At 53.7% G+C, this 16,175-nt stretch carries 15 protein-coding genes, 3 tRNA genes and 2 pseudogenes; 7 read left to right on the top strand and 13 right to left on the bottom strand.

What is annotated here, in order from left to right:
* Positions 1-202 precede the first annotated feature (202 nt).
* From pykF to F7Q90_RS13815, 5 genes are all read right to left on the bottom strand, one after another.
* On the bottom strand, positions 203-1,615 hold the full coding sequence (gene pykF, locus F7Q90_RS13835; RefSeq protein ID WP_006118978.1) for a pyruvate kinase PykF: 1,413 nt from the start codon (positions 1,613-1,615) through the stop codon (positions 203-205).
* 344 nt (positions 1,616-1,959) lie between these two features.
* A tRNA-Val gene (locus F7Q90_RS13830) sits at positions 1,960-2,036 on the bottom strand.
* A 10-nt stretch (positions 2,037-2,046) separates the two neighbouring features.
* A tRNA-Val gene (locus F7Q90_RS13825) sits at positions 2,047-2,123 on the bottom strand.
* Positions 2,124-2,126: 3 nt separating this feature from the next.
* Positions 2,127-2,203, bottom strand: a tRNA-Val gene (locus F7Q90_RS13820).
* Positions 2,204-2,355: 152 nt separating this feature from the next.
* The gene (locus F7Q90_RS13815) at positions 2,356-3,729 is read right to left on the bottom strand and encodes an MATE family efflux transporter (protein WP_006118979.1); all 1,374 of its coding nucleotides are present in this window, start codon (positions 3,727-3,729) and stop codon (positions 2,356-2,358) included.
* Between the two features lie 193 nt (positions 3,730-3,922).
* Here F7Q90_RS13815 and F7Q90_RS13810 point away from each other — a divergent pair, with 193 nt between their 5' ends.
* Positions 3,923-4,591: a riboflavin synthase gene (locus tag F7Q90_RS13810; RefSeq protein WP_006118980.1), complete on the top strand. Its 669-nt coding sequence runs from the start codon at positions 3,923-3,925 to the stop codon at positions 4,589-4,591.
* Positions 4,592-4,777: 186 nt separating this feature from the next.
* On the opposite strand, the pseudogene cfa reads toward F7Q90_RS13810, so the two are convergent.
* Positions 4,778-5,926, bottom strand: a pseudogene (gene cfa, locus F7Q90_RS13805) (cyclopropane fatty acyl phospholipid synthase).
* A gap of 284 nt (positions 5,927-6,210) precedes the next feature.
* Complete coding sequence (punC, locus tag F7Q90_RS13800) at positions 6,211-7,413, bottom strand: purine nucleoside transporter PunC (RefSeq protein ID WP_006118981.1); 1,203 nt, start codon at positions 7,411-7,413, stop codon at positions 6,211-6,213.
* Between the two features lie 108 nt (positions 7,414-7,521).
* Between punC and punR the strand changes: the two genes are divergently transcribed.
* Complete coding sequence (gene punR / locus F7Q90_RS13795) at positions 7,522-8,427, top strand: DNA-binding transcriptional activator PunR (RefSeq protein ID WP_006118982.1); 906 nt, start codon at positions 7,522-7,524, stop codon at positions 8,425-8,427.
* Here the strand turns inward: punR and purR are convergent.
* Positions 8,424-9,449 (bottom strand): HTH-type transcriptional repressor PurR, encoded by a 1,026-nt coding sequence (purR, locus tag F7Q90_RS13790; RefSeq protein WP_006118983.1) that lies wholly within the window; start codon positions 9,447-9,449, stop codon positions 8,424-8,426. The genes punR and purR overlap by 4 nt on opposite strands.
* A gap of 282 nt (positions 9,450-9,731) precedes the next feature.
* Between purR and cydH the strand changes: the two genes are divergently transcribed.
* The gene (cydH, locus tag F7Q90_RS13785; RefSeq protein ID WP_100208612.1) at positions 9,732-9,821 is read left to right on the top strand and encodes a cytochrome bd-I oxidase subunit CydH; all 90 of its coding nucleotides are present in this window, start codon (positions 9,732-9,734) and stop codon (positions 9,819-9,821) included.
* Positions 9,822-10,064: 243 nt separating this feature from the next.
* Here the strand turns inward: cydH and F7Q90_RS13780 are convergent, their stop codons facing one another.
* Entirely contained in the window at positions 10,065-10,883 is an 819-nt protein-coding gene (locus tag F7Q90_RS13780) for a C40 family peptidase (protein WP_006118984.1), read from the bottom strand.
* 364 nt (positions 10,884-11,247) lie between these two features.
* On the opposite strand from F7Q90_RS13780, the gene F7Q90_RS13775 reads away from it, so the two are divergent.
* The gene (locus F7Q90_RS13775) at positions 11,248-11,583 is read left to right on the top strand and encodes a Grx4 family monothiol glutaredoxin (RefSeq protein ID WP_170317969.1); all 336 of its coding nucleotides are present in this window, start codon (positions 11,248-11,250) and stop codon (positions 11,581-11,583) included.
* Positions 11,584-11,621: 38 nt separating this feature from the next.
* Here F7Q90_RS13775 and rnt read toward each other — a convergent pair whose 3' ends face one another.
* The 4 genes from rnt to F7Q90_RS13755 all read right to left on the bottom strand — a co-directional run bounded on the left by rnt (position 11,622) and on the right by F7Q90_RS13755 (position 14,683).
* The gene (gene rnt / locus F7Q90_RS13770; protein ID WP_006118986.1) at positions 11,622-12,293 is read right to left on the bottom strand and encodes a ribonuclease T; all 672 of its coding nucleotides are present in this window, start codon (positions 12,291-12,293) and stop codon (positions 11,622-11,624) included.
* 122 nt (positions 12,294-12,415) lie between these two features.
* Complete coding sequence (gloA, locus tag F7Q90_RS13765) at positions 12,416-12,823, bottom strand: lactoylglutathione lyase (protein WP_006118987.1); 408 nt, start codon at positions 12,821-12,823, stop codon at positions 12,416-12,418.
* A 113-nt stretch (positions 12,824-12,936) separates the two neighbouring features.
* Positions 12,937-14,034 (bottom strand): alkene reductase, encoded by a 1,098-nt coding sequence (gene nemA / locus F7Q90_RS13760; RefSeq protein ID WP_006118988.1) that lies wholly within the window; start codon positions 14,032-14,034, stop codon positions 12,937-12,939.
* Between the two features lie 46 nt (positions 14,035-14,080).
* Entirely contained in the window at positions 14,081-14,683 is a 603-nt protein-coding gene (locus F7Q90_RS13755) for a TetR/AcrR family transcriptional regulator (RefSeq protein WP_006118989.1), read from the bottom strand.
* 124 nt (positions 14,684-14,807) lie between these two features.
* On the opposite strand from F7Q90_RS13755, the gene F7Q90_RS13750 reads away from it, so the two are divergent.
* From F7Q90_RS13750 to F7Q90_RS13740, 3 genes and pseudogenes are all read left to right on the top strand, one after another.
* Positions 14,808-15,098 carry a DUF1289 domain-containing protein gene (locus tag F7Q90_RS13750; RefSeq protein ID WP_191091045.1) on the top strand — a complete coding sequence of 97 codons (291 nt, stop codon included), beginning with the start codon at positions 14,808-14,810 and terminating at the stop codon, positions 15,096-15,098.
* A gap of 65 nt (positions 15,099-15,163) precedes the next feature.
* A pseudogene (locus tag F7Q90_RS13745) lies at positions 15,164-15,844 on the top strand (aldo/keto reductase); the annotation flags it as partial.
* 77 nt (positions 15,845-15,921) lie between these two features.
* Positions 15,922-16,175: transposase (locus tag F7Q90_RS13740; RefSeq protein ID WP_346265394.1), on the top strand; the 254-nt coding region annotated here is incomplete at its 3' end.

Raw genomic sequence — 16,175 nt, 5'->3', positions numbered from 1 at the left:
GATCGTTCGCTCAAAGAAACAGCGGATCAAAGAAGAAGATAAAAAAATTTAGCTAAAACAGAGAGATTTAATCGGATTAACCTTAATTTCAGGGGCATTTTTATTGTTGTTTTGGGCTGGCGTTTTCAGGAATCTGTATTACAAAGCCCATAAAAAAAGCGCCTTTTAAGGCGCTTTCGATAATAAAGCCATAAACCCCGTATTACAGCACGTGTACCGATGCGGTATTCGTGGTTCCACTTGGCACCAGCGCGCCAGAAACCAGCACAACAACATCGCCTTTTTGAGCAAAACCGCTTTCCAGCGCCGCTTCTTTACCCAGACGATAGAAATCGTCGGTTGAGGCAATTTCGCTGACCATACGCGTCTCAATACCTTTGCTCAGAATCAACTGACGCGCTGTGGTGGCATTGGTGGTTAAGGCCAGGATGGTGGCGTTAGGGAAGTACTTACGCACGGCCTTCGCTGATTTACCGCCTTCTGTTGCGACAACGATAAGTGGCGCTTCGAGCTTCTCGGCGGTTTCAACGGCACCACGGCACACCGCTTCGGTGATACGCAGTTTGCGGTTGTCATTCTGCTCATCAATGCGCGGCTTCATCACGCGGTCGGTACGCTCACAGATGGTCGCCATGATGGTGACCGACTCCAGCGGATAACGGCCTTTCGCACTTTCGCCCGACAGCATGACGGCGTCCGTCCCGTCCAGGATGGCGTTCGCTACGTCGCCGGCTTCAGCGCGAGTAGGGCGTGGATTCTTGATCATGGAATCCAGCATCTGGGTGGCGGTGATAACAACCTTACGCGCCTTATTACATTTTTTGATCATCATCTTCTGCGCGAAGATCACTTCTTCAACCGGGATTTCAACGCCCAAATCGCCACGAGCGACCATGATGCCGTCAGACGCATCCAGGATCTCGTCGAAGTTGTTCAGGCCTTCCTGGTTTTCAATTTTAGAGATGATCTGAATATTTTCGCCGCCGTGCTGCTTCAGGTGCTCACGGATTTCCAGCACGTCAGAGCGCTTACGGATAAAGGACGCGGCAACGAAATCAACGCCTTGCTCACAACCAAAAATCAGGTCGCGTTTGTCTTTCTCGGCCAGCGCAGGCAACTGGATAGAAACGCCTGGCAGGTTAACACCTTTATTCTCACCTAAATCACCGTTGTTCAGGACTTCACAGATGACGCTGTTTTCGGTGACTTCAGTCACTTTCATGCCGATCAGACCATCGTCAACCAGAATGGTATTGCCGATTTTCAAATCGTTGGCAAAGCCAGAATACGTCACCGCAACACGTTCGCTGTTGCCAATCACGCTCTGGTCAGTGGTAAAAGTAAAGGTCTGGCCAGCTTTCAGTGACACATCATTGCCACCTTCCAGCTTCATGGTGCGGATTTCCGGACCTTTGGTATCCAGCAGAATAGCGGCAGGAATGCCAGTTTTTTGGGTGACAGCACGCATATTGGTGATGCGCTGACCGTGTTCTGCATAGTCGCCGTGAGAGAAGTTCAGACGCATCACGTTCATGCCTGCTTCAAGCAGCTGGGTCAACATCTCTTCGGATTCGGTTTTTGGGCCGATAGTACAAACGATCTTAGTCTTTTTCATGACGGGTTATCTGTAAGTTGTGATGGATGATAAATAGGGTTTCGATGACAGCGCACCGAAATGAAAACGCTGGTTGAAAGAGAAAAGGGTGATACAGGATAAGAATAGGTGACGAAGGCCAGGCGTGCAGAGAAGTTGCGTGGTTAGTTGGCTTAACCACCGGGACGTTGTTGCGCAAACAATCTTAATTATCGTCATAAGCACGTAGTCGCTGAAACCTTTCAAGTAAACAACGCGGCCAGTATAATCACTAAGTATGCGAAAACCAATCGAAAAACAGTACGTAAAGGCAATGTAAATCAAGAAATGGGTTGTTGCGCAAGTGAAGAAAGGAAGTAAAAGAGTGGTGCGCTCTAATGGACTCGAACCATGGACCCCCACCATGTCAAGGTGGTGCTCTAACCAACTGAGCTAAGAGCGCAAAATAAATTTGGTGCGTCCGAGTGGACTCGAACCACCGACCCCCACCATGTCAAGGTGGTGCTCTAACCAACTGAGCTACGGACGCACTTGGTGCGCTCTAATGGACTCGAACCATCGACCCCCACCATGTCAAGGTGGTGCTCTAACCAACTGAGCTAAGAGCGCAACATGCTGTCAGGGCGACAGCGGGGACGAATATTAACGACAGCGCAGAAGGCTGGCAAGGGGAAAAACGCAAAATTGCAAATGAATGAACATCATCTGTGCGAAGCGTCGTTTTTTTGAACGTAACGGGCCTGTTACGGCCCGTTCTGCTTTTAACGCGATGCGCGCGAAAGGATTAACGCGGCCGGGAGTTGCTGCAAACGCCGAACCCGCCACAGCATCATGACGGCGGCTGAGGTCAGGCCGACAATAAACCCACACCAGAATCCTGCCGGGCCCATGCGCGGCACCACCCAGTCGGTCAACGCCAGGATATACCCTGAAGGCAGCCCCAGTAGCCAGTAGGCGATAAAGGTTATAAAGAAAATAGACCTTGTGTCTTTGTAACCGCGCAGGATACCGCTACCAATCACCTGAATGGAATCCGAAATCTGGTAAATGGCGGCCAGCATCATCAGTTGAGCAGCCAGCGTCACTACGTCGGGGTTATCGTTATAGAGCTGCGCAATGTGATGGCGGAAGGTCACCGTAAAGATCGCCGTAAGCACGGCCATACTCACGCCCACGCCCTGCGCGGTCCAGGCGGACACGCGCGCCTGTTCGGTTGATCCCTGACCCAGGCGATAGCCCACGCGAATGGTTGTCGCGACGCCCAGTGACAGCGGCAGCACGAACATCAGTGAGCTGAAGTTCAGGGCAATCTGGTGACCAGCCACATTCACAATGCCCAGCGGGGAGACTAACAGCGCCACCACGGCAAACAGGGTAACTTCAAAAAACAGCGCCAGGGCGACAGGCAGGCCCAGACCGGCCAGACGTTTCAGAATGGCGGCCGAGGGCGATGACCAGCGCTGTTCAGGCCGGATATCCTGCATGCTGCGCATGCGCCGCACCCAAAAGCGCATACAGATAAACATCGCCCAGTAAACGGAGGCGGTGGCGACGCCACAGCCCACACCGCCCAACGCGGGCATACCAAAATGCCCATAGATAAAGACATAGTTGAGCGGAATGTTGAGCATCAATCCCAGAAAGCCCAGCACCATGCCGGGCTTGGTTTTAGACAGCCCTTCGCACTGGTTACGCATCACCTGAAAAAACAGGTAACCCGGCGCGCCAAACAGCAGGGCATGCAGATAACCTTCCGCTTTTTCAGCCAGCAGCGGATCGATATCATGCATCGAGCGAATAAAATAGCCCGCGTTCCAGAGGACCAGCATGATGAGCAATGAGAGAAAAAACGCCAGCCAAAACCCCTGACGGATCTGTTCAGCGATGCGCTCGCGGCGACCTGAACCATTAAGTTGCGCAATGGTCGGCGTCAATGCCAGTAAAACACCATGACCAAACAGGATGGCGGGAAGCCAAATGGACGTGCCAACAGCGACGGCGGCCATATCCGTGGCGCTGACGGCGCCGGCCATAATGGTATCTACAAATCCCATCGCGGTTTGCGCCACCTGAGCCAGGATAACGGGAATCGCGAGGGCCAGCAATTGACGCGCTTCTGTTAAATACTTCTGCACGTAAGCACCTGACTTGTGTGATTAATAAGGAAATGAGGACGACTTCAGGCGAAGTCGGGACTAGTGTAACTGCCGCAGCCGATTTCTCCAATCTTTGTCACGCTTTGCGGTTGCGCATCTCTCAGCACGTTGAAATCTAAAAGTTAAGCGCGCCTGTGATAAACTGGAGGCAAACTTCACAGAGGCAAAGATTATGTTTACCGGTATTGTGCAGGGCACCGCAGAAATCGTGTCCATTGAAGATAAAGGTTTATTCCGTACTCATGTTGTCCGCCTTCCCGCTGAACTGTTGCCAGGCCTGGCACTTGGCGCATCCGTGGCCCATAACGGCTGTTGCCTGACCGTTACCGAGATTAACGGTGATTTGGTGAGTTTTGACCTGATCAAAGAAACCTTACGCGTGACCAATCTGGGCGACTTGCGCCAGGGCGACGTGGTGAATATTGAACGCGCGGCCAAATTCAGTGATGAGATTGGCGGACACCTGATGTCGGGCCATATCATGACCACGGCAGAAATTTGCAAAATTATCCGCTCTGAAAACAACCGCGAAGTGTGGTTCAGGATTCAGGATCCTCTGCAGATGAAATACATCCTGCACAAAGGATTTGTCGGCATCGATGGCATCAGTCTGACCGTGGGGGATGTGACAAAAACGAAGTTCTGCGTCCATTTGATTCCTGAAACGCTGGAGCGCACCACCCTGGGAGCCAAAACCTTTGGCGATCGGGTCAACATTGAAATCGATCCCCATACACAGGCCATTGTGGATACGGTAGAGCGCGTGCTGGCGCAGCGTGAAGCCGCTGCCGTGAAGGCGCTTGCGGAGCAGGCCGATCAGCCGGAAGCCGATCACGAATAAGGCCCGCCTGGCAACAATCTTGTTGTCATTCGCACGCGGTTATTGCAAAAAAGCAGCCCTGTTATCAGGGCTGCTTTTTTATCGGGAAACTGCTGACGCGCCGTCGCGTTTCGTCGCCCCGGCATCTCAGCCAACCGACCTGAGCCGGTTCGGGCAATGCGCGGCGCCAAACCGCAGCGCGTCCTGTTACCGTGCTACGCGCAATCCCCCCTCTATGCCTCGGCTAAACACCACCTGCCATAGCTGGATCTCGCGGGCGCGAAACGCACCCGCGCAGGCATTCAGATAGTACGTGAACATGCGGCGGAAGCGTTCGTCATAGCGCCCGGCAAGTGCGGCCAGGCATGTAAGAAGCGTTCGTGCCAGGCCATCAATGTCGTGTCATAGTCCGCGCCAAAGTTATGCCAGTCTTCCATAATAAAATGGGGTTCGCTGACGTCGGCGATATGGCGCAAAGAGGGCAGGCAGCCGTTCGGAAAGATATATTTGCCAATCCAGGGATCGACGTGCATATCCGTTTTGATCGCGCCTATTGTGTGAAGCAGGAAAATCCCGTCAGGCTTCAGGTTGCGATCGACCGTAGCAAAATAGGTGGGGTAATTTTTAGACCCGACATGTTCAAACATGCCCACGGACACAATGCGATCAAACTGCTGATCGAGATCTCGGTAGTCCTGCAACAGGATTTGGACATCCAGCCCCTCAACAGCGCTGTTGAGCCAGTTTTTGTTGCTCTGCCGAGATGGTTACGCCCTGAACGCTCACGCCATAATTTCTGGCGGCAAAGGCCGCCAGGCCGCCCCAGCCGCAGCCGATATCCAGCAGGCGCATTCCCGGTTTGAGTTGCAGCTTGCGGCAAATCATATCGAGTTTGGCTTCCTGCGCCGCCTCAAGCGTGGTGGCGTCTTTCCAGTACGCGCAGGAATACTGCATGTAAGGATCCAGCATCAGGCTGAAGAGATCGTTGCCTAAATCGTAGTAGGCTTTACCCACCTGCCAGGCCCGCTTTTTGGATTGCAGGTTCACCAGACGCGCCAGCGCAATACGCAGGATGTCCTGAATATGATGCGGCAGTTGCTCATCGAGTTTATGCTTCAGCGCCCGATGAAAAAACATATCCAGCCGCTCGCATTCCCACCAGCCATCCATATAACTCTCGCCCAGGCCCAGCGATCCTTTCTGCAGAACGCGTTTGAAAAAATCGGGGTGTTTAACCTGAATATCCCAGGGCCGCGAACCGTTAATTTCAATATCGGCTTTTTGCAGTAACTCCTGAACGATGCGATACCAATGGTTACGTTCGATGCCTACTTCTTCTACACATGATGAACTCATAGCCACTCCATCACCAGAACCGTCAGAACCTGAGAAAAAGCAGGAGCTGTTTCTCAGGATTATGAGAAAAGTCACAGATGACGCCTTGCGCCAGACAACAAAAAGGATACAGAGAAGAGAAAACGTCGGTATCCATGCAGCGTTGCTCACACAGATGCCGTCACAGCCTGAAGGCTGTGTGAAACATTTTTATTATGATGACAGTGCGAGTGGGTCTGGCAGAGGAGGCACACTGGCAGACCCTGATTCAGTCAGTGAAAACGGGTAACACGCAAATCGTTGCCTCAGTGATTATCCTGGCAGGGATGTGCAGATGAGGCAATATCAGTTTGTGCGCCGGCGCGGCGCTGTAGCTGATAGCCCATCAATGCCAGACCAATCGTCACCATCATAATTAGCGTGGTCGTAAACAGAGCCTGGATCAAGCCTGCGGACACCGCAAGGCTGGCGGCAAAACAGAGTCCGAGCTGAAGCGTGTTCTGCAATGCCGCCGCTTTCCCGGTGGCATTTGGGAAGGGCAGCAGCGCACTGGACACCACAATCGGATAAATCGCGCCATTTGCCAGCGCCATGCCGCAGAACGGCACCAGTAACGCCGTGAGTGACGGGCTTCCCGAAAGCGCGACGGCAAACAGCGCCCCGACACTCAGGCTATAGACGCCGAGCAACCACGGCAGCAGTGTTGCGCCAGAAAACCGGTTGAGCAGCGCACGGCAGCCAAACCCGCCGATTAAAAAGGCGATGGTTTGGGGAATATAACTGAGCCCGATATCCGCAGGAGACAGACCAATATCAGCCAGAATAAACGGCGAACCCGTCAGCCATGCAAAAAAACTGGCCGAGCAGGCGGAATACATCAGTACGTTACCGCTGTAGGCACGTGCGCGCAGCAGCGTCAGAAACCCAGGCTGCGGAGCAGAGGAACGTTGATTTTTTTGCGGCGAAGGCAGGCGCAGCGTGACCAGGATGAGCGCCACAGCAATTCCCGTCAGCACCGCAAAAATGGCGCGCCAGTGAAAATGGCCGATCAGCCAGGCGCCCAGTAACGGTGCCAGGGCGGGAGACAGCGCGACGAGCGGCATAATGGTAGCAAAGACTTTATTGGCCTGTGACTGAGGATAGCGATCGACGACCAGCGCCTGCCAGCTGACGGCCGCCGCGCACACGCCGATAGCCTGCACAAAACGCAGTACCAGCATCAGGATCACATTATCTACCCACAACATACCCGCACAGCCCAGAGCAAACAGGGCGAGGCCTGCCAGCAGCACCGGCTTACGCCCCAACCGATCAGATAAGGGGCCCCAGACCAGTTGACCACAGGCAAAACCGGCCAGAAACAGACTCATGCTGGCGCTGATCATCCCGGCTGACGTGCTAAAACTTTGCTGCATAGCGCCGAAGGCGGGCAGGTACATATCGGTTGCCAGAAAGCCCAGCATACTGAGCACGGCAAGATAGGGAATAAAGCCTTTTGAAGCGGACATCGGGTTCTCATCAGTTGCAGAATAAACGCGGGGCAGTGTAAAAGCTGTACTTCACGCTGTGAAACGGTAAAATTTGCCTGTTGCTGTTAAAAATTTTGAAGGAAAATTATGTGGTCTGAATATGCGCTGGAAGTGGTGGATGCGGTCGCACGCGGTGGCAGCTTTAGCGCGGCCGCCCAGGAACTGCACCGTGTGCCTTCTGCCATCAGCTATACCGTTCGCCAGCTGGAAACCTGGCTGGCTGTGCCGCTGTTTGAACGCCAGCACCGGGAGGTGATTCTCGCCCCGGCGGGCGAGCATTTTGTGCGGGAAGGGCGCAGCGTTATCAAAAAAATGGATGCCACACGACGTCAGTGTCAACAGCTCGCCAACGGCTGGCGCGGTCAGATTGGTATTGCCGTGGACTGCATCGTCAAACCGCAGCGGACCCGACAGTTTGTCAGGGATTTTTACCGCCATTTTCCCGACATGGAGTTGCACATCAGCTATGAGGTCTTTAACGGCGTCTGGGATGCGCTGGCAGACGGGCGAGTGGATGTGGCGATAGGTGCGACACAGGCGATTCCGGTGGGGGGGCGTTTCGCCTTTCGCGATATGGGCACCCTGAACTGGCGTTGCGTGGTGGCGCGTCAGCATCCTCTGACGCAGGTTGCTACGCTGGATGATGAGGCGTTGCGCAACTGGCCTTCTCTGGTGCTGGAAGATACGTCGCGCGCGTTACCGCGTCGTATGACCTGGGCGCTGGATAACCAACGCCGGCTGGTGGTCCCGGACTGGCAAACCGGTCTGGACTGTGTGCGCGCCGGTTTGTGTGTCGCGATGATACCGGGCCATTTAGCGCGGCCCTTACTGGACAGCGGCGAGATGGCAGAGCTGAACTTACCGCAGGCGTTTCCGGAAAGTCCCTGCTGCGTCAGCTGGGCGGAAGATCGCGCATCACCGGCGCTGGGGTGGTTACTCCAGTACCTGGGCGATGCGCAAACGCTAAATCAGGAGTGGTTGAGCGAGGATTAACGGCGATAATCGCGATAAGGACCATAGCCCACCGAGCGTCGCTCAATAAGCGTCGGGTGGACTTCAATCGTCTGCGACTCTTCCCGCTTACTGGTGATGCGATCTAACAACATCTCCAGCGCCTTCTCACCCAACTGGGCTTTAGGTTGATGCACCGTGGTCAGTGCCGGAGTGAAATAGCGCGCATTGCGCACATTGTCGTAACCAATGACGGAGATATCCTGCGGCACGCGCAGGCCCATTTCGTCGGCCGCGCAGATTGCGCCCATCGCCATGATGTCGCCCCCACAGAATACGGCGCTTGGGCGCTGCTTCTGTGACAGAATCTGCTGCATGGCCTGATAGCCAGATTCGGGTTCAAAGTCACCCTGCACAATCCATTCGGCACGTGGCTGAATACCCGCTTCTTCCAGCGCCTTAAGGAAACCGGCATGGCGACCGCCTCCCGTGTTACGCTCCATCTGGCCGGGAATGGCACCAATATCGCGATGACCACGCTCAATCAAATAACGTCCCGCCAGATAACCGCCCTGAAAAGCATTGTCCAGTACGGTATCGGTAAAGTCGGCACGGGATTCGCCCCAGTCCATCACCACCATCGGAATATTGCGGTTCGCTTCCAGCATTTGCAGCAGATCATCCGGATACTCTGAACACATCACCAGAAGCCCGTCAACGCGCTTTTGCGCCATCATCGACAGATAGGCGCGCTGTTTTTGCAGGTCATTATGTGCGTTGCCCAGAATCAGGGTATAGCCTTTATCGAAGCAGTGATTCTCAATGGCTTCGATAATTTCAGCAAAGTAGGGCGCTTCACTGGACGTGGCGAGCAGGCCCAGCGTTTTGGTGTGATTCACCTTCAGGCTACGCGCGACTGCGCTGGGAGAATAATGCAGTTCCCGAATCGCTTCCCACACCGCTTCGCAGGTATTTTCTGCGACAAAGCGCGTTTTATTGATGACGTGTGAGACGGTCGTGGTGGACACGCCCGCACGCTTCGCCACATCTTTAATTGTTGCCATGTAAATCGAACTCCCGGGCCTATCTAAATTATTGATAAGCATATTGTTAAACGTTTGCGTCAGCGGACGGTTTTTTCTGCGAAAAACATCGCTTTTCTGTCCGGTATTGAGTCATCAGGGCAGGAAATAACGTCTGAAAAGGGCGCGGACGCAACCGATATTGCGCGCTGTTGCGCAACAAAGGGGGGATTCTAACAAGGCTGTGCGGATAAAACGAGATTTTTACCCACGCGTATGTGAAAATGCTTTCACCTTACAAACGTCAGGGTTAAAGGAGAGGGGATGAGTACCGATTTAAAACTGTCATTAATGACGACGGCAGCCGCACTGTTAATGATCATCGCGTTTAGCTTCACCGCTATTCTGCACTAGCCGCATTCGTTTGCAGCGACGCTATACTGGCTGACTGGCTGACTGGCTGACTGGCTGACTGGCTGACTGGCTGACTGGCTGACTGCGCGTCCAGCCTTGCCGGTGATACGTCCTGTCTGTCAGACCGTATCACCGGCAGGTGCGGCATTTTCGCCCGGAACACCCCGCTGCACAATCGGGGCGATGTGGGCAATAAAAAAGCCGGGAAAGTTTCTTTACCCGGCTTTTTTGTATGAAGGACGTTTAGCGAACGGTCTTTGGCGTCATAACGCGACGCGCACCAATATAATGGCGCTGCCAGTAATCTTCGCTCAACGCACTGATTTGAATATCTTTACCGGTACGCGGTGACTGAATGAATTTACCGTTGCCCAGGTAAACCCCGACATGATCTGCTGTTCCACGCCCGTTGATGCGGAAGAAAACCAGATCGCCTTTTTCAAGGGATTCGCGGTTGACCGGTGCTGCATCCCGCAGATGGTACATTTCGTTAGCGGTACGGGGGATCTTAAACTTCACGACGTCTTTGTAGGCGTACCATACGAGGCCACTGCAATCAAAACCCGTATGGGGCGATTTGCCTCCCCACTGATAACGCTTGCCAAGTTGCCCCATCAGTTTTGCCATCGCCGTTTCACGCGCTTTCTGGTAACGCTGGCGATGCGCTTTACTCATTTTAATGGTGCCGGTTTCGGTATTGTCTGCCGTTAACGCCTTCGCAGCACGTTGATGACCATACCGTTTTTTGCTGGCGGCATTAACGGCGACTTTTTTGCTCAGCGTCTTGTGCGAGGAAGTCGTTTTAGCGAGCGTTTTGTGCGTGGTGGTGTGAGAGGTCGTTTTGCTGGTTTTCGTGGTCTTACTGACTTTCTGAACAGCGGAGGCGCGACTTTTTTTAGATGAGGCTTTAACCGCGCGTCGTTTGCGCCGATCATCGTCGCGCGCACTTTTTTTCTCTACCTTATGCAAGCTGGCCTTAACCGTCGCATGCGGGGAGGCAGCAGCGATGTTAAAGAAGAGTTGCGCAAAAGCCAGAATAAGAAGCGTAATGATTGAACGCATAGTCCGTTTACTGGTTAAGCTGTCAGATCAAACAGGTCTCTGACAAAGTTAAGAAAAATCTGATCACCGATCAGCGCCGAAGTCATTCTAGTCCAGTTTTTTTTAAAAGAGTAAGTCCTTTTTTTATTAATTGATGGCCTGGATAAAAATCAGGCATAAATCAGGAATTTCAGTCTCTTATAACAGCAAATTCATTGCAAATTATGAATACATTCATAGTCTTTGTCACAGTTTCCTGCGAATGCCTGACCAGCCTACTTAGCAAACATGGCGATTTAACGTCGGACGAGCCAAAATCTCGTTTTCAGTCCTGGCGTGAAGTCGCTACAATAAAGAAACACGAAGTGACGAATTAAGGAAGGCAATAATGAGTACTGTAGAAAAAATTCAGCGCCAGATCGCAGAAAACCCGATCCTGCTGTACATGAAAGGTTCGCCGAAACTGCCAAGCTGCGGTTTCTCTGCGCAGGCGGTCCAGGCGTTGTCTGCCTGTGGTGAGCGCTTTGCTTACGTGGATATTCTGCAGAACCCGGATATTCGCGCAGAGCTGCCAAAATACGCCAACTGGCCCACGTTCCCGCAGTTATGGGTTGATGGCGAACTGGTCGGCGGCTGCGACATTATTGTTGAAATGTTCCAGCGCGGCGAGTTGCAGCCGTTAATCAAAGAAACCGCTGAGAAGTTTAAAGAAGCGGAATAACTGAAAAAGGCCGACCTCGTCGGCCTTTTTTACGCGCGTTACTCGGTTGTTTCTCCACCCGTCGCCGACGCTTCCGTTACAGCTAACGGCCAGCCACCCAGCCGTTTCCAGCGGTTAACCAGCTCGCAAAATAAGGTCGCCGTTTGCTGTGTATCATAGAGCGCGGAGTGCGCCTGACTGCTGTCGAACGCCATTCCTGCGGCTTTGCAGGCTTTCGCCAACACGGTCTGGCCCAGCACCAGTCCGCTCAGCGCGGCCGTGTCGAAGGTCGCAAAGGGATGAAAGGGATTGCGTTTCAGGCCCGCACGTTCCGCCGCCGCATTCATAAAGTTCAGATCAAACGTGGCGTTGTGAGCGACCATGATGGCGCGGTTGCATCCGGTCTCTTTGATGCCTTTTCGCACCATTTTAAAAATGGCATGCAGGGCCTCATATTCGCTGACTGCGCCGCGCAAAGGATTCGTGGGATCGATGCCCGTAAACGCCAGCGCTTCAGGGTGCAGGAGCGAACCGACAAAGGGTTCCACATGAAAATGCAGCGTCTCGTCGTGATGAAGCCAACCCTCATCATCCATTTTCAGGGTGATGGCAGCAACTTCCAGCAACGCATCGGTTTGCGCATTAAAGCCCGCCGTTTCAACATCGATCACGACAGGATAAAAACCACGAAAGCGTTGATTGAGTGCGTTGGGGGAAGACGATTCAGACATCAGGATCTCATTGCAGAAAAAGGGCAGCGCGTAGTATGCCAAAAAAGCGCACTCTCTGCAGCAGATGTGGGCGAGGGAAGTAAGAATCAGCCTGCAGGCGGCAGGCTGATGGGCGGTAACGGTTAGTTACCGAGGCCGTGACCGGCATGTTTGTTTTCGATCAGCTCGATCTTATAACCGTCAGGATCTTCAACGAAGGCGATGATGGTGGAGCCGCCTTTCACCGGGCCCGCTTCACGGGTCACGTTGCCGCCGTCGTTACGGATACGTTCACAGGTTGCCGCGACATCATCAACGCCCAGCGCAATGTGGCCATAAGCATTCCCCAGGTCGTAGCTGTCTACGCCCCAGTTATAGGTCAGTTCAATCACCGCGCCTTCGCTCTCTTCGGTGTAGCCGACGAACGCAAGCGTATATTTATATTCAGCATTTTCGCTTTGACGCAGCAGACGCATGCCCAGCACAAGGGTGTAAAAATCGATCGAGCGTTGTAAATCGCCAACGCGCAGCATGGTATGAAGTAAACGCATAGTTTCCTCTTTAAAAAAACGTCATCCCCGGATGACATAAATACGCAGTATAGCGACGATCATCGCCAAACAATAACCGCAGCCGTGACACCTTCTCACGGCTGCCTGCTGTTTTACAGCGCAGGATAATCAGTATAGCCCTCTGCGCCACCGCCGTAGAACGATTCGGGACGTTGTGGGTTAAGCGGAGCATCTTTTTGTAAACGCTGCGCCAGATCCGGGTTGGCGATGTAGTCACGACCAAACGCAACGGCATCGATCAGGCCACGGCTGATCAGGTCATCGGCTTTTTCGACGGTGTAGGCGCCGGCACCAATGATGACGCCCGGGAAGGTATCCCGCACTTTCTGGCAAAACGCATCGCTGTAAGGCGTGCCGCCTGCCCAGTCCGGTTCGGACATGTGCAGATAAGCGATGTTGCGTTTCGCCAGCTCAGCGATAAACCACAGCGCATCTTCTTCTTCGTTCGGACCGTTATCCAGGTTCTGGAAACTGCCAACGGGCGACACGCGAATACCTACGCGGTCTGCGGACCAGTTAGCAATGGCGGCATCGACGACCTCCAGCGCAAAACGGCCACGGTTTTCCACGCTGCCGCCGTAGGCATCGGTACGATGGTTAGACGACGGCGACAGGAACTGATGCATCAGATAACCATGAGCAGAGTGCAGTTCCAGCAGGTCGAAATCAGCTTCACGCGCATTGGCGGCTGCCTGACCAAAATCCGCCACAATCTGCTGGATTTCACTGACGCTCAGCTCGCGCGGCATCGAGGTATCTTCGCGATACACGCTGCCGTCTTCAGCACGCAATGAGGTGCGGGTTCCTGCCGGAATGGCGGACGGTGCAACCGGTGCCTTACCTTCAGGCTGAACGCTGTTATGTGAAATGCGGCCGGTGTGCCAAAGCTGGACTGCGCTGTGGCCGCCTGCCTGATGAATGCCTTCATTGATGACTTTCCACGCGGCAATTTGTTCCTGCGTGTGCAGACCTGGCGCGCCCGCATAACCTTTCGCCTGGAAGGAGACCTGAGTCGCTTCAGTGATAATTAACCCCGCACCCGCACGTTGGCGATAGTATTCGGCCATCAACGGCGTCGGGATATCGCCCGGTTCGATGCTACGTAAACGCGTCAGTGGGGCCATAAAGACACGATGAGGAACGGTAATTGCGCCCACTTTTAACGGACGAAACAACTGAGTACTCGCCATAACAACTCCTTTCAAGTAGACCGGTCGTCTACAAATGGTGGTTTTTTTAAACCAGCGGTTTTGTTAGCCACTGTTCGATGGTAATTAAGGCCAGCCGCATGGGCTGTGCATTACGGGATAGCTTGCTCTGTAAACTTGCACCCAGCCAGAGAACATACAGCAGTTCAGCCAGTTGCTCCGGAGGCGAGGGCAGAGATAAATCCTCTTCGTGCTGTGCCTGCGTCAGCGCCTTAGCATAGGCGGCGATAACGTGGCTGGCTCCCTGCTGCAAGGCTATGCGCATAGGCTCTGACAGGTCGCAGACTTCGGCTGATAATTTTACGCTCAGGCAGCCCACAATATTGCCCTGCCGTTCAAACAGATCGAGCGCATGGCGAAAATGGGCCAATAATCGCTCACCCGCCGATCCCGCAGGCTGGAAGAGCTGCTGCTCAAGGTTCTGCAGGTAACGGACAAAGTACCGCTCAAGCAACGCCACGCCAAAGGCTTCTTTAGAGGGAAAATAGTAATAAAACGATCCCTTAGGGATCTGCGCCTGATTCAGTAGCTGGCTCAGGCCCATACCGGTAAAGCCCCGTTGCAGGCAAAGCGATTCGCCTGTCGTCAGCAGGTGTTCCCGGGTTTCATTACGTTGCGGCATCTTATTCATGGGGGTCATCCTGGTAGACCAATCGGTCTAATGCAAACTTTTATCGCGCGCCAGGCACGCAGTGTTAAATTGAAGGCGATTTAGAGTGAATAAATTGTTCAAGTTATGATTATTTCTTGCACAAATGCCGGACTCTGGCTTCAATAGACGTATCACCGTTTCAGTAGAGGCCGTTGTGGCAGAGCAGCTTGAGTTTTTTCCGGTACCCAGTCCATGCCGGCGTATTTGCGAAACCGATTCACGTGGCTACTGCAAAGGCTGCCTGCGTAGCCGTGAGGAACGTTTTAACTGGCTGCAATACAGCGACAGTCAAAAGCGTGAGGTGCTCCGCCTCTGTCACCAGCGCCGTTTGCGCCTGTTACGTCAGCAGCACAAAGAAGAACCGCAGGAACCGCAGCAACCCACCTTATTCTGACCGCATGGTGATTTCCGTTATACTCCCTGACACACATCCAGCCTCAAGGCCACAGGGAGAACACCATGCTACAACCGCAAGCCATCGCGCCACAGGGCCCCGACTTTTCACCGCTGATTATGGGCTATTGGCGTTTGATGGAATGGGGCATGACACCACAGCAGCTGGTGGGGTTTATTGAGCACCATCTTTCACTGGGCATTTCGACGGTCGATCATGCCGACATTTATGGTGATTACCGCTGTGAGGCCGCATTTGGTGAGGCGCTCAGACAGGCCCCGGGATTACGTGATCGGCTGCAGATCGTCACCAAGTGCGGTATCGCGACCCGCGCAAAACCTGAACACCAGATTGGCCATTACATTACGGAAAAAGCGCATATTGTGGCCAGTGCCGAACGCTCGCTGGGACATTTCAATACCGATCGCCTTGATCTGCTGTTGATTCATCGCCCCGACCCGCTCATGGCGGCCGATGAGGTTGCCGAAGCCTTTCTGCACCTGCATCAGGCAGGCAAAGTGTTGCATTTTGGCGTGTCCAATTTTACCCCCTCGCAGTTTGCCCTGCTGCAGTCTCGTTTGCCGTTTGGCCTCGTGACCAACCAGCTTGAGATCTCACCCGTTCAGCAACATGTTCTGCTTGATGGATCGCTGGATCACTGCCAGCAGCAGCGTTTGCGCCCAATGGCCTGGTCGTGCCTGGGGGGCGGACGTCTGTTCAGCGATCCGCATTTTCAGCCGCTGCGCGGCTTTGTTGAATAAATCGAACTTTTGCTGAGTTGCAGGATCAGATCACGCATAATCCTGATAATGCAGGCAGTTACGTGGCTAAGCAGAAATTCAAAATCACCAACTGGTGCAACTACAACAAGGCCCTGATTAATCGTGGCTCCATCACTTTCTGGCTGGATGATGAGGCGATTCAGGCCTGGTATGAGTCACCAACGCCCCCATCACGCGGACGGCCTCAGCGCTATTCAGACCTTGCCATCACGACTGTCCTGATGATTAAACGCGTATTCCGGCTGACCCTGCGAGCCGCACAGGGCTTTATTGATTCCATTTTTTCCCTGATGGG

Source organism: Pantoea stewartii subsp. stewartii, assembly GCF_008801695.1.
Lineage (GTDB): Bacteria > Pseudomonadota > Gammaproteobacteria > Enterobacterales > Enterobacteriaceae > Pantoea > Pantoea stewartii.
Note: the sequence above shows the minus strand (reverse complement) of the source record. Positions and strands in the feature narration are given on the sequence as shown.

Coding starts and splice junctions, on each gene's coding strand:
- punR (WP_006118982.1), top strand. CDS start 7,522: ATGTGGTCTGAATATGCGCTGGAAGTGGTGGATGCGGTCGCACGCGGT.
- rnt (WP_006118986.1), bottom strand. CDS start 12,293: ATGTCTGAATCGTCTTCCCCCAACGCACTCAATCAACGCTTTCGTGGT.
- cydH (WP_100208612.1), top strand. CDS start 9,732: ATGAGTACCGATTTAAAACTGTCATTAATGACGACGGCAGCCGCACTG.
- gloA (WP_006118987.1), bottom strand. CDS start 12,823: ATGCGTTTACTTCATACCATGCTGCGCGTTGGCGATTTACAACGCTCG.
- punC (WP_006118981.1), bottom strand. CDS start 7,413: ATGTCCGCTTCAAAAGGCTTTATTCCCTATCTTGCCGTGCTCAGTATG.
- pykF (WP_006118978.1), bottom strand. CDS start 1,615: ATGAAAAAGACTAAGATCGTTTGTACTATCGGCCCAAAAACCGAATCC.
- purR (WP_006118983.1), bottom strand. CDS start 9,449: ATGGCAACAATTAAAGATGTGGCGAAGCGTGCGGGCGTGTCCACCACG.
- F7Q90_RS13810 (WP_006118980.1), top strand. CDS start 3,923: ATGTTTACCGGTATTGTGCAGGGCACCGCAGAAATCGTGTCCATTGAA.
- F7Q90_RS13755 (WP_006118989.1), bottom strand. CDS start 14,683: ATGAATAAGATGCCGCAACGTAATGAAACCCGGGAACACCTGCTGACG.
- F7Q90_RS13780 (WP_006118984.1), bottom strand. CDS start 10,883: ATGCGTTCAATCATTACGCTTCTTATTCTGGCTTTTGCGCAACTCTTC.
- nemA (WP_006118988.1), bottom strand. CDS start 14,034: ATGGCGAGTACTCAGTTGTTTCGTCCGTTAAAAGTGGGCGCAATTACC.
- F7Q90_RS13750 (WP_191091045.1), top strand. CDS start 14,808: ATGCCGGACTCTGGCTTCAATAGACGTATCACCGTTTCAGTAGAGGCC.